A 19,367-nucleotide genomic window follows, 5' to 3' on the forward strand; every position below is an offset into this window, starting at 1 on the left:
TTTTGTCATTATATTCCTTCTCCTTCATTTAATCTTTTTACTATTTCATTAACAGTTAAAAGTAATATCACATTAATTACAGAATTAAATAATCCTACTGCTGCTGAATAACCATAGTCTCCTAGTTGCATTCCTATTTTGTAAACGTAAGTAGGTAAAATTTCTGAAGAAGGAATATTCATGGATGTTTGCATCAAAAAAGCCTTTTCAAACCCAATACTCATAATATTTCCTGCTGCTAAAATAAATGTTATAACCATAATAGGTTTAATTGTTGGCAAATCCACATGTTTAATCACTTGTAATATATTTGCTCCATCTAAAACCGCAGCATCTATGAGATCTTGTCCAACATTTGAGAGTGCAGCAAGATACACTATTGATGACCATCCAGCACCTTGCCAAATACCACTTACAATGTAAATTGACCTAAAATAACGAGGCTCTGTCATAAATGAAATGTTCTCTCCACCCAAGAGATTTATTAAATGATTTATTGGGCCTATTGGAGATAGAAATATAAAAATCATACCTACAATAACTACAACTGAAATAAAATTTGGTGCGTATAAAATGAGTTGAACTTTTTTCTTTAATCCTGCGCTTTTAATTCGATGAATCATAAGTGCTAGGATAATTGGAATGGGAAACCCAAATATTAATCCATAAATACTTAACTTTAGAGTATTCATTAACAATTGCCAGAAATCCGGTGTATTTAAAAATCTTTGGAAATTTTCTAGCCCAATCCATGGACTTCCCATAATACCCCTTAACCCATTAAAATCCTTAAAAGCTATTAAAGCACCATACATAGGTACATATTTAAAAATAATTGTAAGCACAAGTGCCGGAAGAATAAAAAGATACAATTGATAATTTTCTTTCATATACCTTAGATTATTAACTGTTTTTAGGTTATTTACTGTTTTTACATTATTGAGTTTAATTAAAGACATCGAACTCCCCCTTAACACAAATTTTGATAAGCAATAACTAAATTACAGGTCCATATTATTACTTGATATTTTCACCTCACCTTTTTATTTGTATTTTGAGTACTTTTTCATAAAATATTATACCCATTTTAACTTTATGAAATTAGACTATATCTATTAAATTAAATAGGTTAATACCCATTAGGAATATTTAAAGAATATGAGAATACGTATTCACAAACATCATAATAATAAGTCGTTTTATTATATACCTACTACTTATTATTTATATTGAATTTAATACTCTTTTTTGCATATTTAATACATTGTTGACTTTACACTTGATTCTCTAACCACAATCCTTGGTTCTAATACTACATGTTTTTGATCCATATTATTATTTTTACATATTTTATCAACTAATATTTCTATAGCTTGCCTACCAATTTCTTCAATAGGTTGTGCAACGCTGCTAATAGTTGGGCTGGTTTCTTTGCTTATAAAAGTATTATCAAAACCCACCAACCCTACATTTTCAGGAACCTTTACTTTCATTTCCTTTAGAAGATGTAATACTTTTAATGCTTCTATATCATTAAATGCAAATATTCCAATTCTCTCGGATTTATAATTGTTACTTATAAATTCTTTTAAATTAGCTGTAGGTGAATCGTATTTTTCCTCATTAGTGAAAAAAAGATTTGTATTAATATTAAAGCCAGAATCTATTATTTCTTGTTTAAATCCTTTAGCCTTTTCATCATGTTCAACACCATCAAAAACAAATTTAGAATATCCCATATTTATTAAATGTTTAGCTACCTCTACTCCAGATATATAATGAGAAATAGAAATGCAACTAAATTCAGGTACATCTTGAGTAATTACAACAATAGGTATTTCACTATTTTTTAAGCTTCTAAAATATTTACCTCTAACATCGCTTGGAACTATTAATATTCCATCCACTTTATAACTTTTTAATATACTTATATAATTTTTTTCTTTTTCAGCATTCCAACCTGTATTGCATAAAATAATACTATATCCATATTTCGAAGCCTCTGCTTCAACCGCCTTAATTATATCTGAAAAAAATGGATTTGATATATCAGTAATTATAACTCCTATAAGTAAAGTTTTATTGCCAACTAAACTTTGAGCAATAACGTTTGGATGATAATCAAGTATTCTGACACACTCCATCACCTTCATCTTTATTTCAGGAGCTACTGAAGAACTACCATTTATTACTCTTGAAACTGTAGATTGAGATACGCCTACTTTTTCAGCTATGTCCTTCATTGTAATCAATTTTAATCCCCCTCCTAACTCGTGAATACGTATTCACACTTTCTCGTTTAATCTTAGCACCTACTAATTACATTGTCAATAGATTAATTGTATAAATTTATAATTAATTTTTCGTGTTTTAGTTTATCTAAGATCGGGCCCAACACAATATATCTAATAACAAAAGTTAAAGAGGTGCTTCTGCACCTCTTTAACTCTTTTCCATATATATAATTCATTTGATGTAGTTAACCCAAAACTCCAGCATATTATTCCACATAAACATCCCGCAATATCTTAATTTCCTTTGCATGCCCTTCCAGCTCATTTGGGGTTTCTAAATAAAATGGTAAGTGCCGCAGTTTAGGATGATTAATAATTTTAGTGATTACCTCGAGTCCAATAGAACCCTCACCTATAGTTTCATGGCGATCTTTATGACTTGCAAATGGATTTTTGCTATCATTTAAGTGAATAGCATATAACTTATCAAGCCCAATAATTCTATCAAACTCATCTATTACTCCATCTAAATCATTAACAATATCATAACCAGCATCATATATGTGACAGGTATCAACGCATACACCCATTTTACCCTTGAGTTTTACGCCATCTAGGATTTGTTTTAATTCTTCAAAAGTCCTACCTACTTCCGTTCCTTTACCTGACATTGTTTCAAGAAGTACTGTGGTAGTTTGTTCTGGTTTTAGTATAGAATTTAACATATTTATAATGTATTCTATTCCCACCTCAACGCCTTGTTTTACATGGCTACCTGGATGGAAGTTATAAAAACTATTAGGGAAAAATTCCATTCTATGTAAATCATCTTCCATTATCATCACTGCAAATTCTCTTGTTTTCGCTTCAGCTGAACAAGCATTTAATGTATATGGGGCATGTGCTAGAATTGTAGCGAATTTATTTTCTTTTAATATTTGGAGTAGTTGCGCAACATCCTCTGGATCAATTTCCTTTGCTTTACTTCCTCTAGGATTACGAGTAAAAAACTGAAATGTATTAGCGCCTATACTAAGGGCATCCTCTCCCATAGCTTTATATCCTTTTGATACTGATAAATGACAACCTATCTTTAGGTTGCTAGGTGTCTTAACCCCTATGTTATCTAACATTTAATCTACCTCCATTGAGTCTACCAACCCATTTTATCTTTAAGTTAATTTCCATAATGTCATTATATTTTCTGACAAATCGTAGAAATTTGTCAGCATTTTTATTAGTATCTTTATATCATACTCTCCATTAACATCATTAACAATAATTTTACCTATTACTCTTATATATTCTTTCCTTTTATATTTCTTTTTAACCTCTCTATTTTTAATTACTACCTTTTGTGTAAAATTGTTTCAATTTAATAATCACCTTATTTAGCTAAACCAATAGCCTTACCTTCTCCTCTACCTAATTTATCCCATATGTAATTATGTTGTGCAACGCCATTTGAGAAGTCATTCTTTTTCCAACTGTTTAAATATGTTGTTAATGTATTCTTGTCAGCATAATTATTAACTTTTACAATTTTTAAGAGTTCGTCGCAATCCGCAGGAGTTATGTCTTGCACACCATATTTAAGTCCATCCTCTGCTACTATTTTAGAATTAATCATTTCATGCATTTTAATATAAACTCGCTGCTCCTCAACCTCTTGCGCTTTCAAATCAGCCTCTTCTTTAACCTTAGCCTCTTGCTTAACCCTAGCATCTTCTTCTGCTTTGGCATCGGCTATTGCCTTTGCTTCAGCTATTGCTTTTGCATCAGCTACTCTTTTATCCTCTGCTCTCTTATCATCAGCCTTTTGTTTATTAATTTGTATAACCTGTAGTGCATTTTCTTTCTTAATTTTATTTACAATAGTAAAATAGGCAACCCCACCGACTATTGCACATATTAAAACTATTGGTATTATTACAGTTTTTAGTCTTAATCTCCTCATTTATATATCCTCCTAAAGTTTATAATTTATTGTAACTTGTCCTATTTACTACATTATATACTAATTTTACATAGTTTCAAAATTACACATTATTTTTATTGATTTTTGAGCACAAAAAAAGCAACCTATATTAAGATTGCTTTTTTGTTTTTCTAAATAAGGGGCGCTTTTAATTTTTTTATACTATTCTACAATAATTAAATCTTTTGTATAATGGTTTAAGACCTCACAACCATCCTGCGTAACTATTACTAAATCTTCAATACGAACTCCTACGTCACCTGGAAGGTAAATTCCTGGTTCTATAGAAAAAATTTGTCCTACCTGAACCTTATCAGTATTAGCTGAAGAAACATCCCCAAAATCATGAACTTCTATTCCTATTGAATGTCCTAATCTATGAGTGAAATATTTACCATAACCTTTCTCTGTAATATAATCCCTAGCTGCAGCATCGATATCACAAAATCTAACTCCCGCTTTAACTTTCTCAATTCCTCTTTTGTTTGCTTCTTTTACAATTTCATAAACTTCTCTACTGTGATCTGATACACTTTTGTAAAAAACAGTCCTAGTCATATCCGAGCAATATGAATCTTTTTTGCATCCAATATCAATAACTATGCTGTCCCCTTCTTTAACTATTGAGTTATCCATTTCATGATGAGGGTCAGCAGCATTTGCACCATAACCTATGATTGGATCAAATGAATGTCCCTCTGCGCCTATTTTCTCCCATATATCACCTAATAACTTTCCCATTTTCTTTTCAGAATGTTTTTTAGGAATAAGTTTTATCATTTTATCCACTGCAGTGTCATTTAGTGCTGAAGCTATTCTCATTAGTTCTTTTTCATCTTCATCCTTGCACATTCTTACTCTGTCAAGAATTTCAGATCCATTAACAAAAGAACTTCCACCTTTAAGCTTCATTAATTTTATTAAGAAATGAGCTGGCCAGTTCTTATCTATCCCCATTGCCTTATCTTTATCTATGTTTTTTGCAAGGATTTCCACTGGACTCTGAGTATCGTTATACCATATTTTTTCTACCCCTAAATCTTCACTTATAGGAAACAACTCATTAATAACTAATTTGTTATGTCCATCTAAATTAATATATAGTACAAGCATTCTCTCCCCAGATAAAATCCATTTTCCTGTAAGATAGAATATAGCAGCGCTATCAGAAACAATCATTTGGGGTATTTTCTTCTCTTCCATGATCTTTAGAACTTTGTTAAGTCTTTTCTGTAACATTAAAAATCCCCTCCAAAAATATTATAATTATTTAATACAACGATAATATAAATAGATATATTATCTTATTTTCTCCTTCAATCTACCATAAAAATTTAACAATGTACACTATTTTAAGATATTATAATGATTTTCTTCCCAAAATAAAAAAAGGCCAAAAGCCTTCTTAATTAATTTGAAGTATCGTGCTAAGATAATTTAATATCTACTTTAATATCTCCATTTACCAAGCAATAAGCTGTATCTTCATCAACATTAAAGTATACATCTAATGTTTTTAGCTCTGAACTCTTATGATCTTTTATCCATTCTTCATACACTTTTTCGAGTAACGTTGCTTTGGAAACCTCTTTTCCCTGATATTGGACATAAAAGCCAACATTAACTTTCTTAGCTATTGTTTTTTTAGTTATTGTTTTTTTTGCAGCAGTTGCCACCTTTACAGTTTTTGTTTTAACACTTTTAGCAATGTCCTTTACCACATTAAGAGTTTTTTCAACATTTTCTTTTGTAGCGTCAGATACCATTGTTATTGCCTGTTCTGCATCCTCACTCTTTACTTCTTTATCAGAATTTATGATATTATCCTTTTCCATATCATTTTCCCCCCGTTTATAAATTTTTTCATGTTTCCTAATTATATTATATTTTTTTTACAAAATCCATTTTTATAAAACTTTATTTAAATAATCAGGTTATTACATAAGTATTAACTAAAACTTCATATTAGTTTTTTATTATGTATAATATTATACCACAAAACACAATAAATTACTATATTTGTTATTAAATACATAATTATGCTTTATTACTGATATAGATTTATTCTTTTCCGTTAATTATTCATAAAAAAAATAAGAATACCAATCGGCATCCTTATTTTTCATATTTTCCTATAACAGTGGATATAACTGTAGTTAAAAACGAAATTGATTTATTGAGATCCTCAATTTTCTTTTCAAATTTAACTAGCAGATATATGCTCACACCTATAGGGAAGCCAACTGTACTAACCAGTTTAACAAGTGCATCATACATATTGCACCACCTCCCTCACCATTACAAATAATATATATGCTTAATCAAATTATTTAACAGGTTTAAATCCCTTTAATCTTAATGCATTTAATAATACTGATACTGAACTAAAACTCATAGCGGTAGCCGCAATTATTGGGCTAAGTAATGGTCCATTAAATACATATAAAATTCCCATAGCAACTGGGATACCTAATGTATTATATCCAAAGGCCCAGAATAGATTTTGCTTAATATTTGTTATTGTCTTCTTACTTAACTCTATTGCAGTTGCAACGTCCCTTAAATCACTTCTCATAAGAACTATGTCTGCTGATTCAATTGCAACATCTGTACCAGAACCTATAGCTATGCCTATATCTGCCTGTGCTAGTGCTGGGGCATCGTTTATACCATCACCTACCATAGCGACCTTCTTGCCTGCAGCTTGAAGTTTTTTAACTTCATTTGCTTTATCCTCAGGAAGAACTTCTGCAAGAATCTTGTCTATTCCTACTTGCGCAGCTATAGCTTTTGCAGTTATCTTATTATCCCCAGTTATCATCGCTACTTCAATACCCATTTCATGAAGTTTTTCAATAGCTTTTTTACTACTTTCTTTTACAGTATCAGCAACAGCTATAATTCCTGCTATTTTAGCATCTATAGCTATATACATTGGAGTTTTCCCTTGCCTAGCTAAATCATTTGAAGTTTCTTCTAAATTTTCTAAAGATATATCTCTTTCTGTCATAAGTTTTCTGTTACCAAGTAAAACATTTTTACCATCGATTTTAACTTCAATTCCATGCCCTGGTATTGCTTTAAAAAAGTCAGGTGTCTTTAATTCTATTTCCTTTTCACTAGCATCTATTACTATCGCTTCGCCTAGAGGATGTTCAGATCCCTTTTCTGCTGAAGCTGCTAATTGAAGCAAATATTCCTCACTTACACTGTTTGTAACAATAATGTCCGTAACTTTTGGTTTGCCTTCTGTTATAGTTCCCGTTTTATCAAACACTATTGTTTTAATTTTATGAGCAGTTTCTAATGCAACTCCACTCTTTATTAGAACACCATATTCTGCGCCTTTTCCAGTACCCACCATTATTGCCGTTGGAGTTGCAAGGCCTAATGCACAAGGACAAGCAATTACGAGAACTGATATAAATATAGTTAGAGCAAAAATTGCTGTTTCTCCTGACATATACCAACTTATGCTAGATATAAGTGCAAGCCCCATAACTACTGGAACAAAATATCCTGAGATTATGTCAGCCATTTTTGCAATTGGAGCTTTAGATCCTTGAGCATCTTCTACAAGTTTTATAATTTGAGCCAAGGCTGTATCTTTTCCAACTCTTGTTGCTTTGTATTTAATTGATCCATTTTTATTAATGCTAGCTCCTATGATTTTATCACCAATAGTTTTTTCGACTGGCATACTCTCACCCGTTATCATAGCTTCATCTACAGCTGTAATTCCTTCAACTACTTCTCCGTCTACAGGCATTTTTTCTCCAGGCCTTACTACAATTACGTCACCTACTTCAACTTCCTCTATAGGCATTTCTACTTCTTTTCCGTCCCTTATGATAATAGCTGTTTTAGGAGCAAGTCCCATAAGCTTCTTTATAGCCTCTGATGTCTTTCCTTTTGTGACTGACTCTAAATATTTACCTAATGTAATAAGAGTTATTATAACTGCTGCTGACTCGAAGTATAAGTCATATGCATAATCCACATCTCCACCAAAAATCTGCACTATAGCGAATATACCATACAAAAATGCTGCTGAGGTACCCATCGCAATTAATGTATCCATATTCGGGCTTCGGCGAACTAACGACTTAAACCCCACCCTAAAGAATCTATTACCTGCAATCATAACTGGCACTACTAAAATCAATTGCATTATTGCAAAAAACTTAGGACTACTCATAGGATCTATAAAACTTGGAAGATGGTAGCCAAATTTTTCTGCTACCATATGTCCCATAGATATAATTAATAGTGGAATTGTGAACGTTACAGAAATAATAAATTTCTTCCACAATAGTTTTATTTCTTTTTCTTTCCTATCTTTATCAACATCCACAGTAGTTTCACCCATCACAATTTTATATCCAGCTTTTTCTACTGCTTTTTTTATATCTGATATTCTAACCTTTGATGGTTCATATGATATAGTTAGTTTTTCAGTTGCATAATTTACATTTGACTCAATTACTCCATCTAGCTTTTTAGTAACTCTTTCTATTGCTTTAGAACAAGCAGAGCAAGACATACCTTCAATTTTAAAAGTCTTGTTCGTTGATTCAACTATTGCTTTATATCCTGCTTTTTCTACAGCTACTTGTATATCTGGCAAAGTAATTTTTGCTTCATCATAGTTTATAGTAAGCTTTTCTGTAGCAAAATTTACGCTTGACTCAATTACTCCATCCAATTTTTTAGTAACCCTTTCTACCGCTTTAGAACAAGCAGTACAAGTCATGCCCTCTATTTTTAATGACTTTGTTGTCATAATTTCCCCTCCTATAATTCGATATTAAATTTATTTATCCATTATCTTAGATAAAATATCTATAATCTCATCTATTTTTTCCTCTCCATTATCGTTCTTTATAGCATCCTTAACACAGTGGTGCATATGTTGTTTTAAGATTAACATGTTCGCTTTTTTTAATAGTGCCTGGGCTGCTATTATTTGGTTAGATATATCAACACAATACCTTTCGTCTTCCATCATTTTTATAATTCCCTCAATTTGTCCTTTAGAGGTTTTTAATGCTTGTAAGGCTTTAACCTTTTCTACATTCATATAATCGTCTCCCTATTACCCCCCAAGGGGGGGGTGTCCTATAATTACATTATACACTTAAAAGTGTATAATGCAAGAGAGTTCAATTTGCTATTTTAATTTAAACCTTTTAACTATTTGATCATATTTACTTTCCATATTATCTTTTCCAGCTTTCTCTAATTTAAACCCAGAACCTTCAAGTTTTTTAACATCTAACCCTGCTTTAATTAGCGGTTCCGCCTTAAGTGCAAATTCCATATCCTCCTCTGTCGCTCCTAAAACCTCTGCAAAGTGTACTGCATAACCATCTCCAAGCATTATCATATAATGCTTCTCATCTTTAATATATGCAACTAACTTTTTATCTTGCTTTAAAAGTCTTCTTAGTGCATCTTCTGAACCATTTGAGACTTCTTTTTTGTCACTTACGTTGTAGATTTTAATTAAACGATTAGGTAAATCTACTCCATCTTCTTTCGCTGCTGGTTCATATAACCACTCATTTTTATCTAATTTGCTTACATCTACTCCAGCCTTTATAAGTGGATCCGCAAGCATTACCATAGCAAAATCCGCCTTATTTGCTGATGTATCCTTAGTCCACTCAAATTTTTCTCCAGTGGGAAGTTTAAATCCCCAATGCTGTAGTGCCTTATGGAATCCTTTATTATTAGGATATGTCTTAACAATAACATTAAAAGCTTTAAGAGCATTATCACCATCTTTAGTTCCTGTTACCGTTCTTGAACATCCTGCAAATGACAATACTAATATAGACGACAAAAGTATAGCTACTAACTTCTTAGTTTTTTTCATATAATTACAACCCCCTGAATGTGTTTCTTAATATCTACTTATATAATAAATAAACCTTATGAAGATTGTATGAAGATATATATTTTTTTATTTATTTTAAAACTTTACTTCAATCTGTGTTCACACTTAAAATATCATCGAATATATTAAAGTACAGATACAACTTAATTGAATTAGCACGCAAAAGGAATTCATCACTTATATATCGTGTTTATATTGCAAGCCAACTCCGATACTTAAGTAAAAGTGTATATTTATCACTAAAGTTGTTATTTAGTTTTTTTAGTGTACTTTTAAACTTTTACTTATCAAATAAGGAGGTTCTTAATATGAGTCATAGACATAGAGATTGTTGTTGTGAGCCTAGGTGTAAACCTGTTAGTTGTTGTCAGCCTACTTGTGGAAACAGCTGTGGAAGTGGATTTGGCGGCGGTTTCGGCGGTTGCGGTGGTGGAAGTGGTATCTGGATAATTCTTTTACTATTAGGCGTTGGTGGTTTTGGCGGAGGTCGTGGTTGTGGACGTGGATGCGGCGGCGGCGGTTTCGGAGGCTTATTTTAATTAATTAAATAAGGCGCTTCTAATAATATTATTAGAAGCGCCTCTTTTTTATTTGTACATAAGGTCTAGTTCTTTTTGGATCTCATCATTTTCTATAAATTCTTCATAACCCATTTGTTTATCCATTATTCCCTTAGGAGTAATTTCTATTATTCTATTTGCAACAGTTGCAATTAGCTGAGAATCATGTGATGTTAATAACATTGTTCCAGTATAGCTAGTTAATCCATTGTTTAAAGCAGTAATTGACTCTAAGTCTAAATGATTAGTAGGCTCATCAAAAATTAGTACATTAGCACTACTAAGCATCATCTTAGAAAGCATACATCTAACTTTTTCTCCACCAGATAATACACTAGCTTTTTTAAGCGCTTCTTCTCCTGAGAAAAGCATTCTGCCTAAAAAACCTCTAATGAAGCTTTCAGCCTTATCATCTGAATATTGACGAAGCCAATCAACAAGTGTATCCTCTACTCCATAAAAATATTCTGTGTTATCCTTTGGAAGGTAGGCTTTTGAAGTAGTAACTCCCCATTTAATCTCACCACTATCTGGCTCCATCTCACCCATCAATATTTTAAATAACGTAGTTTTAGCTATTTCATTTGCACCTGTGAAAGCAATTTTATCTCCCTTAGTAACTATAAAAGTTAAATCATCAATAATTTTCACACCATCAATAGTTTTATTTAGACTATCAACTGTTAATAAATCATTTCCAGCTTCTCTTTCTGGCTTAAATCCGACAAATGGATATTTACGAGAAGATGGTTTTATATCATCTAGTGTTAATTTATCTAATTGCTTTTTACGTGAAGTAGCCTGTTTTGCCTTTGAAGCATTAGAGCTAAATCTAGCAATAAAGTTTTGAAGTTCTGCAATCTTCTCTTCTTTTTTCTTATTTTGATCTTTAGCCATTTGAAGAGCTAGCTGACTAGATTCATACCAAAAATCATAATTTCCAACAAATAATTGAATTTTGCTAAAATCTATATCTGCAACATGAGTACATATTTTATTTAAAAAATGTCTGTCATGGGAAACAACAATAACTGTTGACTCAAAGTTTAGCAAGAAACTTTCAAGCCAATTTTTAGATTTAATATCTAAATTATTTGTAGGCTCATCTAGTAATAGAATATCAGGTTTTCCAAATAAAGTTTGAGCGAGAAGCACTTTAACTTTTTCTGATCCTGTAAGTTCCTTCATTTTTTTATTTTGAAGCTCTTCAGTTATTCCAAGTCCCATAAGTAGTGTTGATGCCTCAGATTCAGCTTCCCATCCATTAAGTTCTGCAAATTCGCCTTCTAGTTCTGAAGCTCTCATACCATCTTCATCTGTAAAATCTGGTTTTGCATATAAATCATCTTTTTCTTTCATTATTTCAAACAGTCTTACATGACCCATCATTACTGTTTCAAGAACTTGATTTTCATCAAATTCGAAATGATCTTGCTTAAGTACTGCTAGTCTTTCTCCAGGGGTTATAAAAACTTCTCCTGTATTTGCTTCAATTTCACCTGATAATATTTTAAGAAATGTTGATTTACCAGCGCCGTTAGCGCCAATTAATCCATAACAATTACCGGGCATAAACTTTATATTAACATTATCAAATAATTTACGTGCACCATATCTTAAACTTATATTGTTTGAACTAATCATATATTTATAAATACCTCCATATACTAAGTAATTTCATCTAGTGGAAACCACTCATCCATTATACCATACTGAATGTAGCTAGGCTAATGTAATTTATTTTTCCTTTTTTGCTCTTCTTTTTTCAAATTGAGGCATTTCTCTATGTGGCGAAATCATACCTCTTGCGATATCCATTTGTAATATTTCTATATTAAAATCTTTTTCATAACTTTTGATAAGATCGAGTTCTCTCTCTACTGCTATGGATAATGCAAGGCCTCGTCTACCCATCCTTGCTGTTCTACCTACCCTATGTAAATAGTCCTTAGAGTTTTCTGGTATATCAAGATTAAATATATGTGTTACTCCAGCTATATCAAGCCCTCTAGCTGCTAAATCAGAAGCCACTAAGAGTTGAATTTTACCTTCATTAAAATCCTCAAGAGCCTTTTTTCTATTTTCTTTATCAGAGGATCCATGAATGCCCTCTACCTTGAGTCCATGATAACTAAGTTTTGAAGTTGTGATTTCTACTTCATCACTTTTGTTTATAAATATTATTGCTTTTTCAGGATTAGTAGCACTTATAAGTTTCCTTAGTAGCGTAAGTTTATCTCTTTGCTCAACTACAAAATATATATGCTCTATATTAGGGTTTACAACACTTTTATCTCCCACTTTAATAATCTCTGGGTCCTTCATTAAAGTTTTAGCAATCTCTACAACCTTAAGTGAAATCGTAGCTGAGAATATCATAATTTGTCTATCTCTAAGTGTAGTTTTTATTATTGATTTTACACCCTCTATATTATCCTCATCTATCATTCTATCGCCTTCATCTATTACTATTGTTTTAACGAAGTGAGATTTTAGTTTCTTCATAGTAATGAGTTCTAAAATTCTTCCAGCAGATCCCACTACTATATGTGGTTTTTCCTTTAGGGATTCTAGCTGCCTTTTAATATTAACATTTCCTATTATACTTGTAGACTTTACGTTGCTACCAGAGTTTGCCGATAACAATTCTATCTGCTTATGTATCTGCATTGCAAGCTCGTGCGTAGGCGCAAGTATTATTGCTTGAATATCCTTTGATGTTACGTCTATCTTTTGGAATATTGGCAATAAGTAAGCTAATGTTTTACCTGTACCTGTTTCTGATTCTCCTATAATGTCAAGTCCCGCAAGTCCTATTGGTATAGCCTTTTCTTGAATTTCTGTAGGGCTTTCAATTCCTTGCTTAATAAGACCTTCAATAAGGTTCTCTTTTAATCCTAGTTCATTAAATAATTTCTCCATGTTTTCTCCTTTATTCTAAGAAATTCTAGTATTAGCATATTTAAAAATAGTTGCTTTTATAGCTAGATAATCTATTTCTTCTGGTAATGCTTCTTTAATAGGTCTCAGTTTTGAGGCTCCTATTTTCTCTATAACTTCAATAATAAGCGCTTCATGATCTTTGGGAATAAAATCATCTAAATTAACATCAAAACCCTCAGAAGCACATTTAAATATATGTTCCTGAACCGTGAGGCTTTTAAGTTGTCTCTCACTGATTATTTCCTCAATGCTTTTGCCTTCTTTATACATATTATATGTAATAATATAACTAGGCACCTTATCATTGTTTTTAGAATCTTGTTCTACTGCCACTTCCGTTTTATCGTCCCCTTCATTATATAGTATTTCTTCCTTAAGTTCTATATTGTTTTCCTTCATATACTTTTTAATAGCCGAAATAAATTCCTCTCCATACTTATTAAGCTTAGATTCTCCAACACCTTTGATATTGAGCATTTCTTTCTCATTTACTGGAAAATACTCGCTCATCTCCCTTAATGCACTATCCGCAAACACAATATATGGTGGAACTTTTTCTCTCTCAGATATTTCTTTTCTAAGCGATCTAAGTATTTCAAATAGGCCAGTATCCTTAATAACTTTAGCTTTCTTTTTCTCAACTTTTTGATACACTTTTACTTCATTTTTGAGAACTGCAACTGCTTTCTCTTTCAAATGAACAACCGGAAACTGGCCATCTGCAAGGGATAAATATTCTTCTGCTGTAAGCACATTTATAAGATCTCTTATTTCTTTAACAGTATATTGCTTTATTATTCCATATGTTGATAACTTATCAAATCCAAGCTCCAAAACTTTTTTATTCTTAGATCCTCTGAGCACTTCTGCAATTAGTGAAGTACCGTATCTCTCTTTCATCCTAAATATACAAGAAAATATCTTTTGTGCTTCAATAGTTATATCTACAAGTTCACTTTCATCATTGCAGGTGCTACAATTATCACATTTATCTATTACATTTTCTTCACCAAAATACTCTAAAATAAATTTTCTAAGACATCTAGTAGTATGTGAATAATCCACCATTGCCTGAAGTTTCTTATATTCATTTACCTTTCTTTCGGGGATTGCGCCACTTTGCTCTATAAAGAATTTTTGGAGCAAAACGTCTGCTGCTGAAAATAATAATACACATTCGCTAGGTTCGCCATCCCTACCTCCACGCCCAGCTTCTTGATAATAAGCCTCCATGCTTTTAGTCAAATTATAATGAATTACGTATCTAACATTTGACTTATCTATTCCCATTCCAAATGCGTTTGTAGCTATAATAATATTTATATCATCAAACAAGAATTTCTCTTGGTTTTGTTTTCTTTCTTCATCATTAAGCCCCGCATGGTATTTACCTACATTATATCCCTTTTTATGTAGAAGTTCATAAAGATTGTTCGTTTCCTTCCTTGTAGCCGTGTATATTATTCCTACTTTATCTTTATTATCTTGAATATATTTTAAAACAAAATCTCTTTTGTTCTCTCCGCGAATAACGGTAAAACTTAAATTTTCTCTATTAAAGCCAGTCACATAAACATCTGGCTCTCTTAATTTTAGTAACTTTATAACGTCAGTTCTTACTTCCTGCGTTGCAGTAGCAGTAAATGCTGCTATAATTGGCCTAGTCCGTAATTTATCTATTAAAATAGAAATTGCTGCATAACTAGGTCTAAAATCATGTCCCCATTGAGATACACAATGTGCTTCATCCACTGCCAATAGCGATATTTCTAATCTATTTAGCATGTTGCAGAAAAAGTCTGATTCTAGCCTCTCTGGTGCAACATAAAGAAGCTTAAACTCCCCTGAAGATACCTTATCAATTCTATCATTAACCTCATTAATACTGAGTGAGCTATTTATATATGTTGCAGCTATTCCTATACTATTTAATGTATCTACTTGATCCTTCATAAGGGATATAAGTGGTGATACAACAAGCGTTACCCCACTAAGCATTAGAGCAGGTATTTGATAACACACAGATTTTCCAGCTCCTGTAGGCATTACAGCAAAGGTATCATGTCCACTCATAATACTCTCTATTACACTTCCTTGTCCTTTTCTAAAATCATCATATCCATAATACTTCTTTAATTTTTCTTGTGCTTCACGCAACATATATTTCTTCCTCTCATCCGTAATAATTACTTATAATAGTATAACATTATTTTAAAATATTTGTACCTTTATAACACGAAGTTCATATTTGTTTAAAATTGAGAATATTTCATCTTATAACTTAGGAAAAGATGTGTCATTATTTATTTTCGTCAACTTTATAAGATTTAAATCATAGCAATTATAAAAAAAATAGATATACTATTTTAAAATAGTATATCTATGAAAACATAAAACTAATGAATTTTTAATTCTAGTACATCTTCAGCTATTCCTATAACCTCATTAAAATAAAAAGGTTTAGTAATATATTTGTCACATAAAACTTCAAACCCTCTGTCTCTGTCATCTTTTTGTCCTCTTGCTGTTAACAATACTATATATATATTAATCAGCTTTAATTCTTTTTTTACTACGTTACATACCTCATATCCATTTATTGTAGGCATCATTATATCTAAAAATACCAAATTCGGTCTCTCGCTTTCAATTAAATCTAAAGCTTGCTTTCCATCACTTGCCAGAAGTATTTCTACTCCTATTTCTTTAAAATCTTCAAGTATCTCCTCAAGTAATAATCTATTGTTAACTTCATCATCTACTATTAATATCTTTTTCATTTATACCTCTCTATCCTTCTAAAATCACATATTAAGTATTTTTTTAAAATCCTTAACATAATGTCTGCTTACAGGGACCTCCTCTTTTAATCCTTCTATTTGCAATACAAAAGTACTGTTAAACCACGGAACTATTTTATAAATTCTATCTAAATTAACTAAATAACTTTTATGACTCCTAAAAAAATTATGATTTATAAGTTTATTGGCTAATTGATTTAGCGTGTCATGTGTTGTGAACGTAGCCTCTTTAGCAAAAACAAACACCTCTTTATTTAATACAGTGCAATATAATATATCCTGTGGGTGTACAAGATATATGCACTCATCTTTCCAAAGTGGTATCTTTATCATACCTTCAATAGATTTTTCTTTTAGAAGTGCGTTTTTATTATTACTGTATTTTTCATTTATTTTATCCATAGTAAGATCTAGCCTTTTCTCTGAAAAAGGTTTTAAAACATAATCTATAGCATTCATTTCAAATGCCCTTATAGCATACTTATCAAATACTGTTGCAAATACAATATTCACTTGAAAATCAAGTTTGTTTATCTCTTTTGCCAAAGTAAACCCATCAATTTCCGGCATTTTCACATCAAGAAAGACGATTTCGGGTTCGGATTTTTTTATAAATTCTAAAGCTGCTAAAGGACTTTCATACTTACCTATAATTTCTATTTCACTGTTTTTACTTAAAATAAAACTCAATTCGTCTAAAGCCAATTTTTCATCATCTACTAGAACTACTCTTAGCATATACACCCCGCCCATACTTAAATTTAATTATTAAATTAATTTTATATTTTTTATTGGTATACTTATAGTTATATATGTACCAATTTGTGATTTGCTAATCACTTCCAAATTCCCCTTATATAAATCCTCATATTGACCCTTTGAAATTGAAAGAGATCCAAAATTATCGCTTAGCATCTTCATTGTTTTCTCATCTTCCATACCAACACCATCATCTTTAATCTCTATAACTATCTTTTCTCTGTCACTGATAACTATTAATGTTATTGTTCCACCTATTGCCTTTTTTAAGATTCCATGGTTAACCGCGTTGTCTATTAAATTATATAATGAGTTTTTTGGTATTAAAAAATTCAAGTCCTTCTCTATAATGTAATTGACATTTAACCTTGTTCCAAATCTAACTTTTTGAATATACAAATATGATTTTATGTGATCTATTTCTTCATTCAAAAAAACAATTTCATCTGATACATTAAGACTAAATCTTAAATAACTACTAAGTTCTAAAACAACATTTCTAGCTTCCTCAGAATTTTCTCTACAAAGTGACAATATACTATTTAGGGTGTTAAAGAGAAAATGTTGATTAATATAAGTTTCAATTTGTTTACTTTGGTTTTTTTGATCTTTATTTGTTACTATATCTTTATTTATTACTATATCTTTATTTATTATAATATCTTCATCTATTAGAATCAATTTTTTTCTCCTTCTAAACATCCATGCGTTATTATCATTATAATCAACTGTATCGCAATAGAATATTGAATCATCCTATTTTTATGTTCTTATATGTATATCGATTGATTTCCTGGATACCTTAGTAAAAGGTGGTTTTAAATTCTAATAAAGTGTATAAAATATTAATATTAATGTAATTTGCATTAAAAACAGGTAATATAACCAGTTTTTATACTCTTTACTCATTAACTACTGGACATTTTCAAATTATTAACCTACTATTAATTAAGAGAATTCTATTAATAGTAGAATATAGAGGAGGTTTTTAATTATGGCAAGTGCACATTCGTTTGACATAGTATCAGATGTAGATTTACAAGAAGTAGATAATGCAATAAACCAAGCATTAAAAGAAATCAAACAAAGGTATGATTTTAAAAATACTATTACTGAAATAAAACTAGTAAAAGAGGATATTAAAATTGTATCAGACGATGACTTTAAATTAAAATCAGTTGTAGAAGTTCTTGTAAGTAAGTTAATTAAAAGAGGTATATCTGGTAAAGCATTGGACCTTGATAAACAAGAGGAAGCAACATTAGGTTCTGCAAGACAAACTGCTAAAATTATAAAAGGTATTTCTACAGAAAAAGCCAAAAAAATAATTGCTGAAATTAAATCTAGTAAACTTAAAGTTCAAGCTCAAATTATGGATAATCAATTAAGAGTTACTAGCAAAGATCTTGATTCGCTACAAGAAGTAATGGCTCTTGTAAAATCAAAGGATTTTGATATTGCGCTTCAATTCACTAATTATAGGTAGTTTTAGTTTTTAGGGTTAGTATTAATTATACTAGCCCTTTTTTATTTGTACTAAAATTTGAAATTTATGTATTATTATGTTTTACACTATTTACATACAATTATGAATATTGTAATAATTAAAAATTTATGTATAATGCAGAAGCTATTATAATAACGTTTAAAGTGACATGCCATTATATTTTATTTGCATAATACGTAAAAGTTTGTTAATTTTTATTTTTATTCTTAAATCTTTTCATAAACCTATTGACGTTTTATGTATTATTTGCTACAATTTAATTATAAATAAGTCGAAAGATGTTTGAGGAGGAAATTATATGAAATCAACAGGTATAGTAAGAAAAGTGGACGAACTTGGAAGAATTGTTATTCCTATAGAATTGAGAAGAACTTTGGATATAGATATCAAGGACGCTTTAGAAATCTATGTAGACGGTGATCAAATCATTCTTAAAAAATATGAACCAGCTTGTATTTTCTGTCAAAATGCAAGAGACGTTGTAAATTACAAAGGTAAAAATATTTGTAAAGATTGTCTTGCTGAATTAGGTTCAGGTAAATAAGTTTAAAACATAAAAAAAGATATCCTTTAATGAGGCCACTGAAAAACTATATGAAAAATCGTCATCAAATTAAAGATGGCGATTTTTTTTTATAAAAAACTAAAAACAAAAAGGAATTTTAAAAGATATGTCGAATTAGTAT

The 19,367-nt window shown here is 30.7% G+C and carries 19 protein-coding genes; 3 read left to right on the forward strand and 16 right to left on the reverse strand.

Annotation, left to right across the window (positions count from 1 at the left end):
- Window positions 1-8: 8 nt before the first annotated feature.
- The 10 genes from KPL55_RS16315 to KPL55_RS16360 all read right to left on the reverse strand — a co-directional run bounded on the left by KPL55_RS16315 (window position 9) and on the right by KPL55_RS16360 (window position 10,090).
- Complete coding sequence (locus KPL55_RS16315; RefSeq protein ID WP_216307806.1) at window positions 9-959, reverse strand: ABC transporter permease; 951 nt, start codon at window positions 957-959, stop codon at window positions 9-11.
- A 297-nt stretch (window positions 960-1,256) separates the two neighbouring features.
- A complete protein-coding gene (locus KPL55_RS16320; RefSeq protein WP_246599565.1) occupies window positions 1,257-2,243 on the reverse strand; it encodes a LacI family DNA-binding transcriptional regulator in 987 nt (328 codons plus the stop codon).
- 257 nt (window positions 2,244-2,500) lie between these two features.
- A complete protein-coding gene (locus KPL55_RS16325; protein ID WP_216307808.1) occupies window positions 2,501-3,367 on the reverse strand; it encodes a deoxyribonuclease IV in 867 nt (288 codons plus the stop codon).
- A 254-nt stretch (window positions 3,368-3,621) separates the two neighbouring features.
- Window positions 3,622-4,191: a DUF6241 domain-containing protein gene (locus tag KPL55_RS16330; protein ID WP_216307809.1), complete on the reverse strand. Its 570-nt coding sequence runs from the start codon at window positions 4,189-4,191 to the stop codon at window positions 3,622-3,624.
- A gap of 183 nt (window positions 4,192-4,374) precedes the next feature.
- The gene (locus KPL55_RS16335) at window positions 4,375-5,451 is read right to left on the reverse strand and encodes a M24 family metallopeptidase (protein WP_216307810.1); all 1,077 of its coding nucleotides are present in this window, start codon (window positions 5,449-5,451) and stop codon (window positions 4,375-4,377) included.
- A gap of 188 nt (window positions 5,452-5,639) precedes the next feature.
- A complete protein-coding gene (locus KPL55_RS16340) occupies window positions 5,640-6,047 on the reverse strand; it encodes a DUF6465 family protein (protein WP_216307811.1) in 408 nt (135 codons plus the stop codon).
- 280 nt (window positions 6,048-6,327) lie between these two features.
- Complete coding sequence (locus KPL55_RS16345) at window positions 6,328-6,489, reverse strand: YvrJ family protein (protein ID WP_216307812.1); 162 nt, start codon at window positions 6,487-6,489, stop codon at window positions 6,328-6,330.
- A 49-nt stretch (window positions 6,490-6,538) separates the two neighbouring features.
- Window positions 6,539-8,995: a heavy metal translocating P-type ATPase gene (locus KPL55_RS16350; protein ID WP_216307813.1), complete on the reverse strand. Its 2,457-nt coding sequence runs from the start codon at window positions 8,993-8,995 to the stop codon at window positions 6,539-6,541.
- 30 nt (window positions 8,996-9,025) lie between these two features.
- Entirely contained in the window at window positions 9,026-9,292 is a 267-nt protein-coding gene (locus KPL55_RS16355) for a metal-sensing transcriptional repressor (RefSeq protein ID WP_216307814.1), read from the reverse strand.
- 90 nt (window positions 9,293-9,382) lie between these two features.
- Window positions 9,383-10,090: a hypothetical protein gene (locus KPL55_RS16360; protein ID WP_216307815.1), complete on the reverse strand. Its 708-nt coding sequence runs from the start codon at window positions 10,088-10,090 to the stop codon at window positions 9,383-9,385.
- Between the two features lie 329 nt (window positions 10,091-10,419).
- Here KPL55_RS16360 and KPL55_RS16365 point away from each other — a divergent pair, with 329 nt between their 5' ends.
- Window positions 10,420-10,650: a ground-like protein gene (locus KPL55_RS16365; RefSeq protein WP_216307816.1), complete on the forward strand. Its 231-nt coding sequence runs from the start codon at window positions 10,420-10,422 to the stop codon at window positions 10,648-10,650.
- Between the two features lie 48 nt (window positions 10,651-10,698).
- Here KPL55_RS16365 and KPL55_RS16370 read toward each other — a convergent pair whose 3' ends face one another.
- From KPL55_RS16370 to KPL55_RS16395, 6 genes are all read right to left on the reverse strand, one after another.
- On the reverse strand, window positions 10,699-12,315 hold the full coding sequence (locus KPL55_RS16370) for an ABC-F family ATP-binding cassette domain-containing protein (protein ID WP_216307817.1): 1,617 nt from the start codon (window positions 12,313-12,315) through the stop codon (window positions 10,699-10,701).
- A gap of 93 nt (window positions 12,316-12,408) precedes the next feature.
- Entirely contained in the window at window positions 12,409-13,593 is a 1,185-nt protein-coding gene (locus KPL55_RS16375) for a DEAD/DEAH box helicase (RefSeq protein ID WP_216307818.1), read from the reverse strand.
- Window positions 13,594-13,608: 15 nt separating this feature from the next.
- Window positions 13,609-15,774, reverse strand: coding sequence for a DNA helicase RecQ (recQ, locus tag KPL55_RS16380; RefSeq protein WP_216307819.1), 2,166 nt, complete (start codon window positions 15,772-15,774; stop codon window positions 13,609-13,611).
- Between the two features lie 236 nt (window positions 15,775-16,010).
- A complete protein-coding gene (locus KPL55_RS16385; protein ID WP_216307820.1) occupies window positions 16,011-16,394 on the reverse strand; it encodes a response regulator in 384 nt (127 codons plus the stop codon).
- A gap of 24 nt (window positions 16,395-16,418) precedes the next feature.
- Window positions 16,419-17,153, reverse strand: a complete 735-nt coding sequence (locus KPL55_RS16390) for a LytR/AlgR family response regulator transcription factor (RefSeq protein WP_216307821.1) — start codon at window positions 17,151-17,153, stop codon at window positions 16,419-16,421.
- 30 nt (window positions 17,154-17,183) lie between these two features.
- Window positions 17,184-17,876 (reverse strand): sensor histidine kinase, encoded by a 693-nt coding sequence (locus tag KPL55_RS16395; protein ID WP_216307822.1) that lies wholly within the window; start codon window positions 17,874-17,876, stop codon window positions 17,184-17,186.
- 292 nt (window positions 17,877-18,168) lie between these two features.
- On the opposite strand from KPL55_RS16395, the gene KPL55_RS16400 reads away from it, so the two are divergent.
- Complete coding sequence (locus KPL55_RS16400) at window positions 18,169-18,660, forward strand: YajQ family cyclic di-GMP-binding protein (protein WP_216307823.1); 492 nt, start codon at window positions 18,169-18,171, stop codon at window positions 18,658-18,660.
- Between the two features lie 319 nt (window positions 18,661-18,979).
- Window positions 18,980-19,225 carry an AbrB/MazE/SpoVT family DNA-binding domain-containing protein gene (locus tag KPL55_RS16405; RefSeq protein ID WP_071614011.1) on the forward strand — a complete coding sequence of 82 codons (246 nt, stop codon included), beginning with the start codon at window positions 18,980-18,982 and terminating at the stop codon, window positions 19,223-19,225.
- The last annotated feature ends 142 nt before the right edge of the window (window positions 19,226-19,367 follow it).

Origin of the sequence: Clostridium lacusfryxellense (assembly GCF_018861735.1) — a bacterium.
Taxonomy (GTDB): Bacteria; Bacillota; Clostridia; order Clostridiales; family Clostridiaceae; genus Clostridium_AD; species Clostridium_AD lacusfryxellense.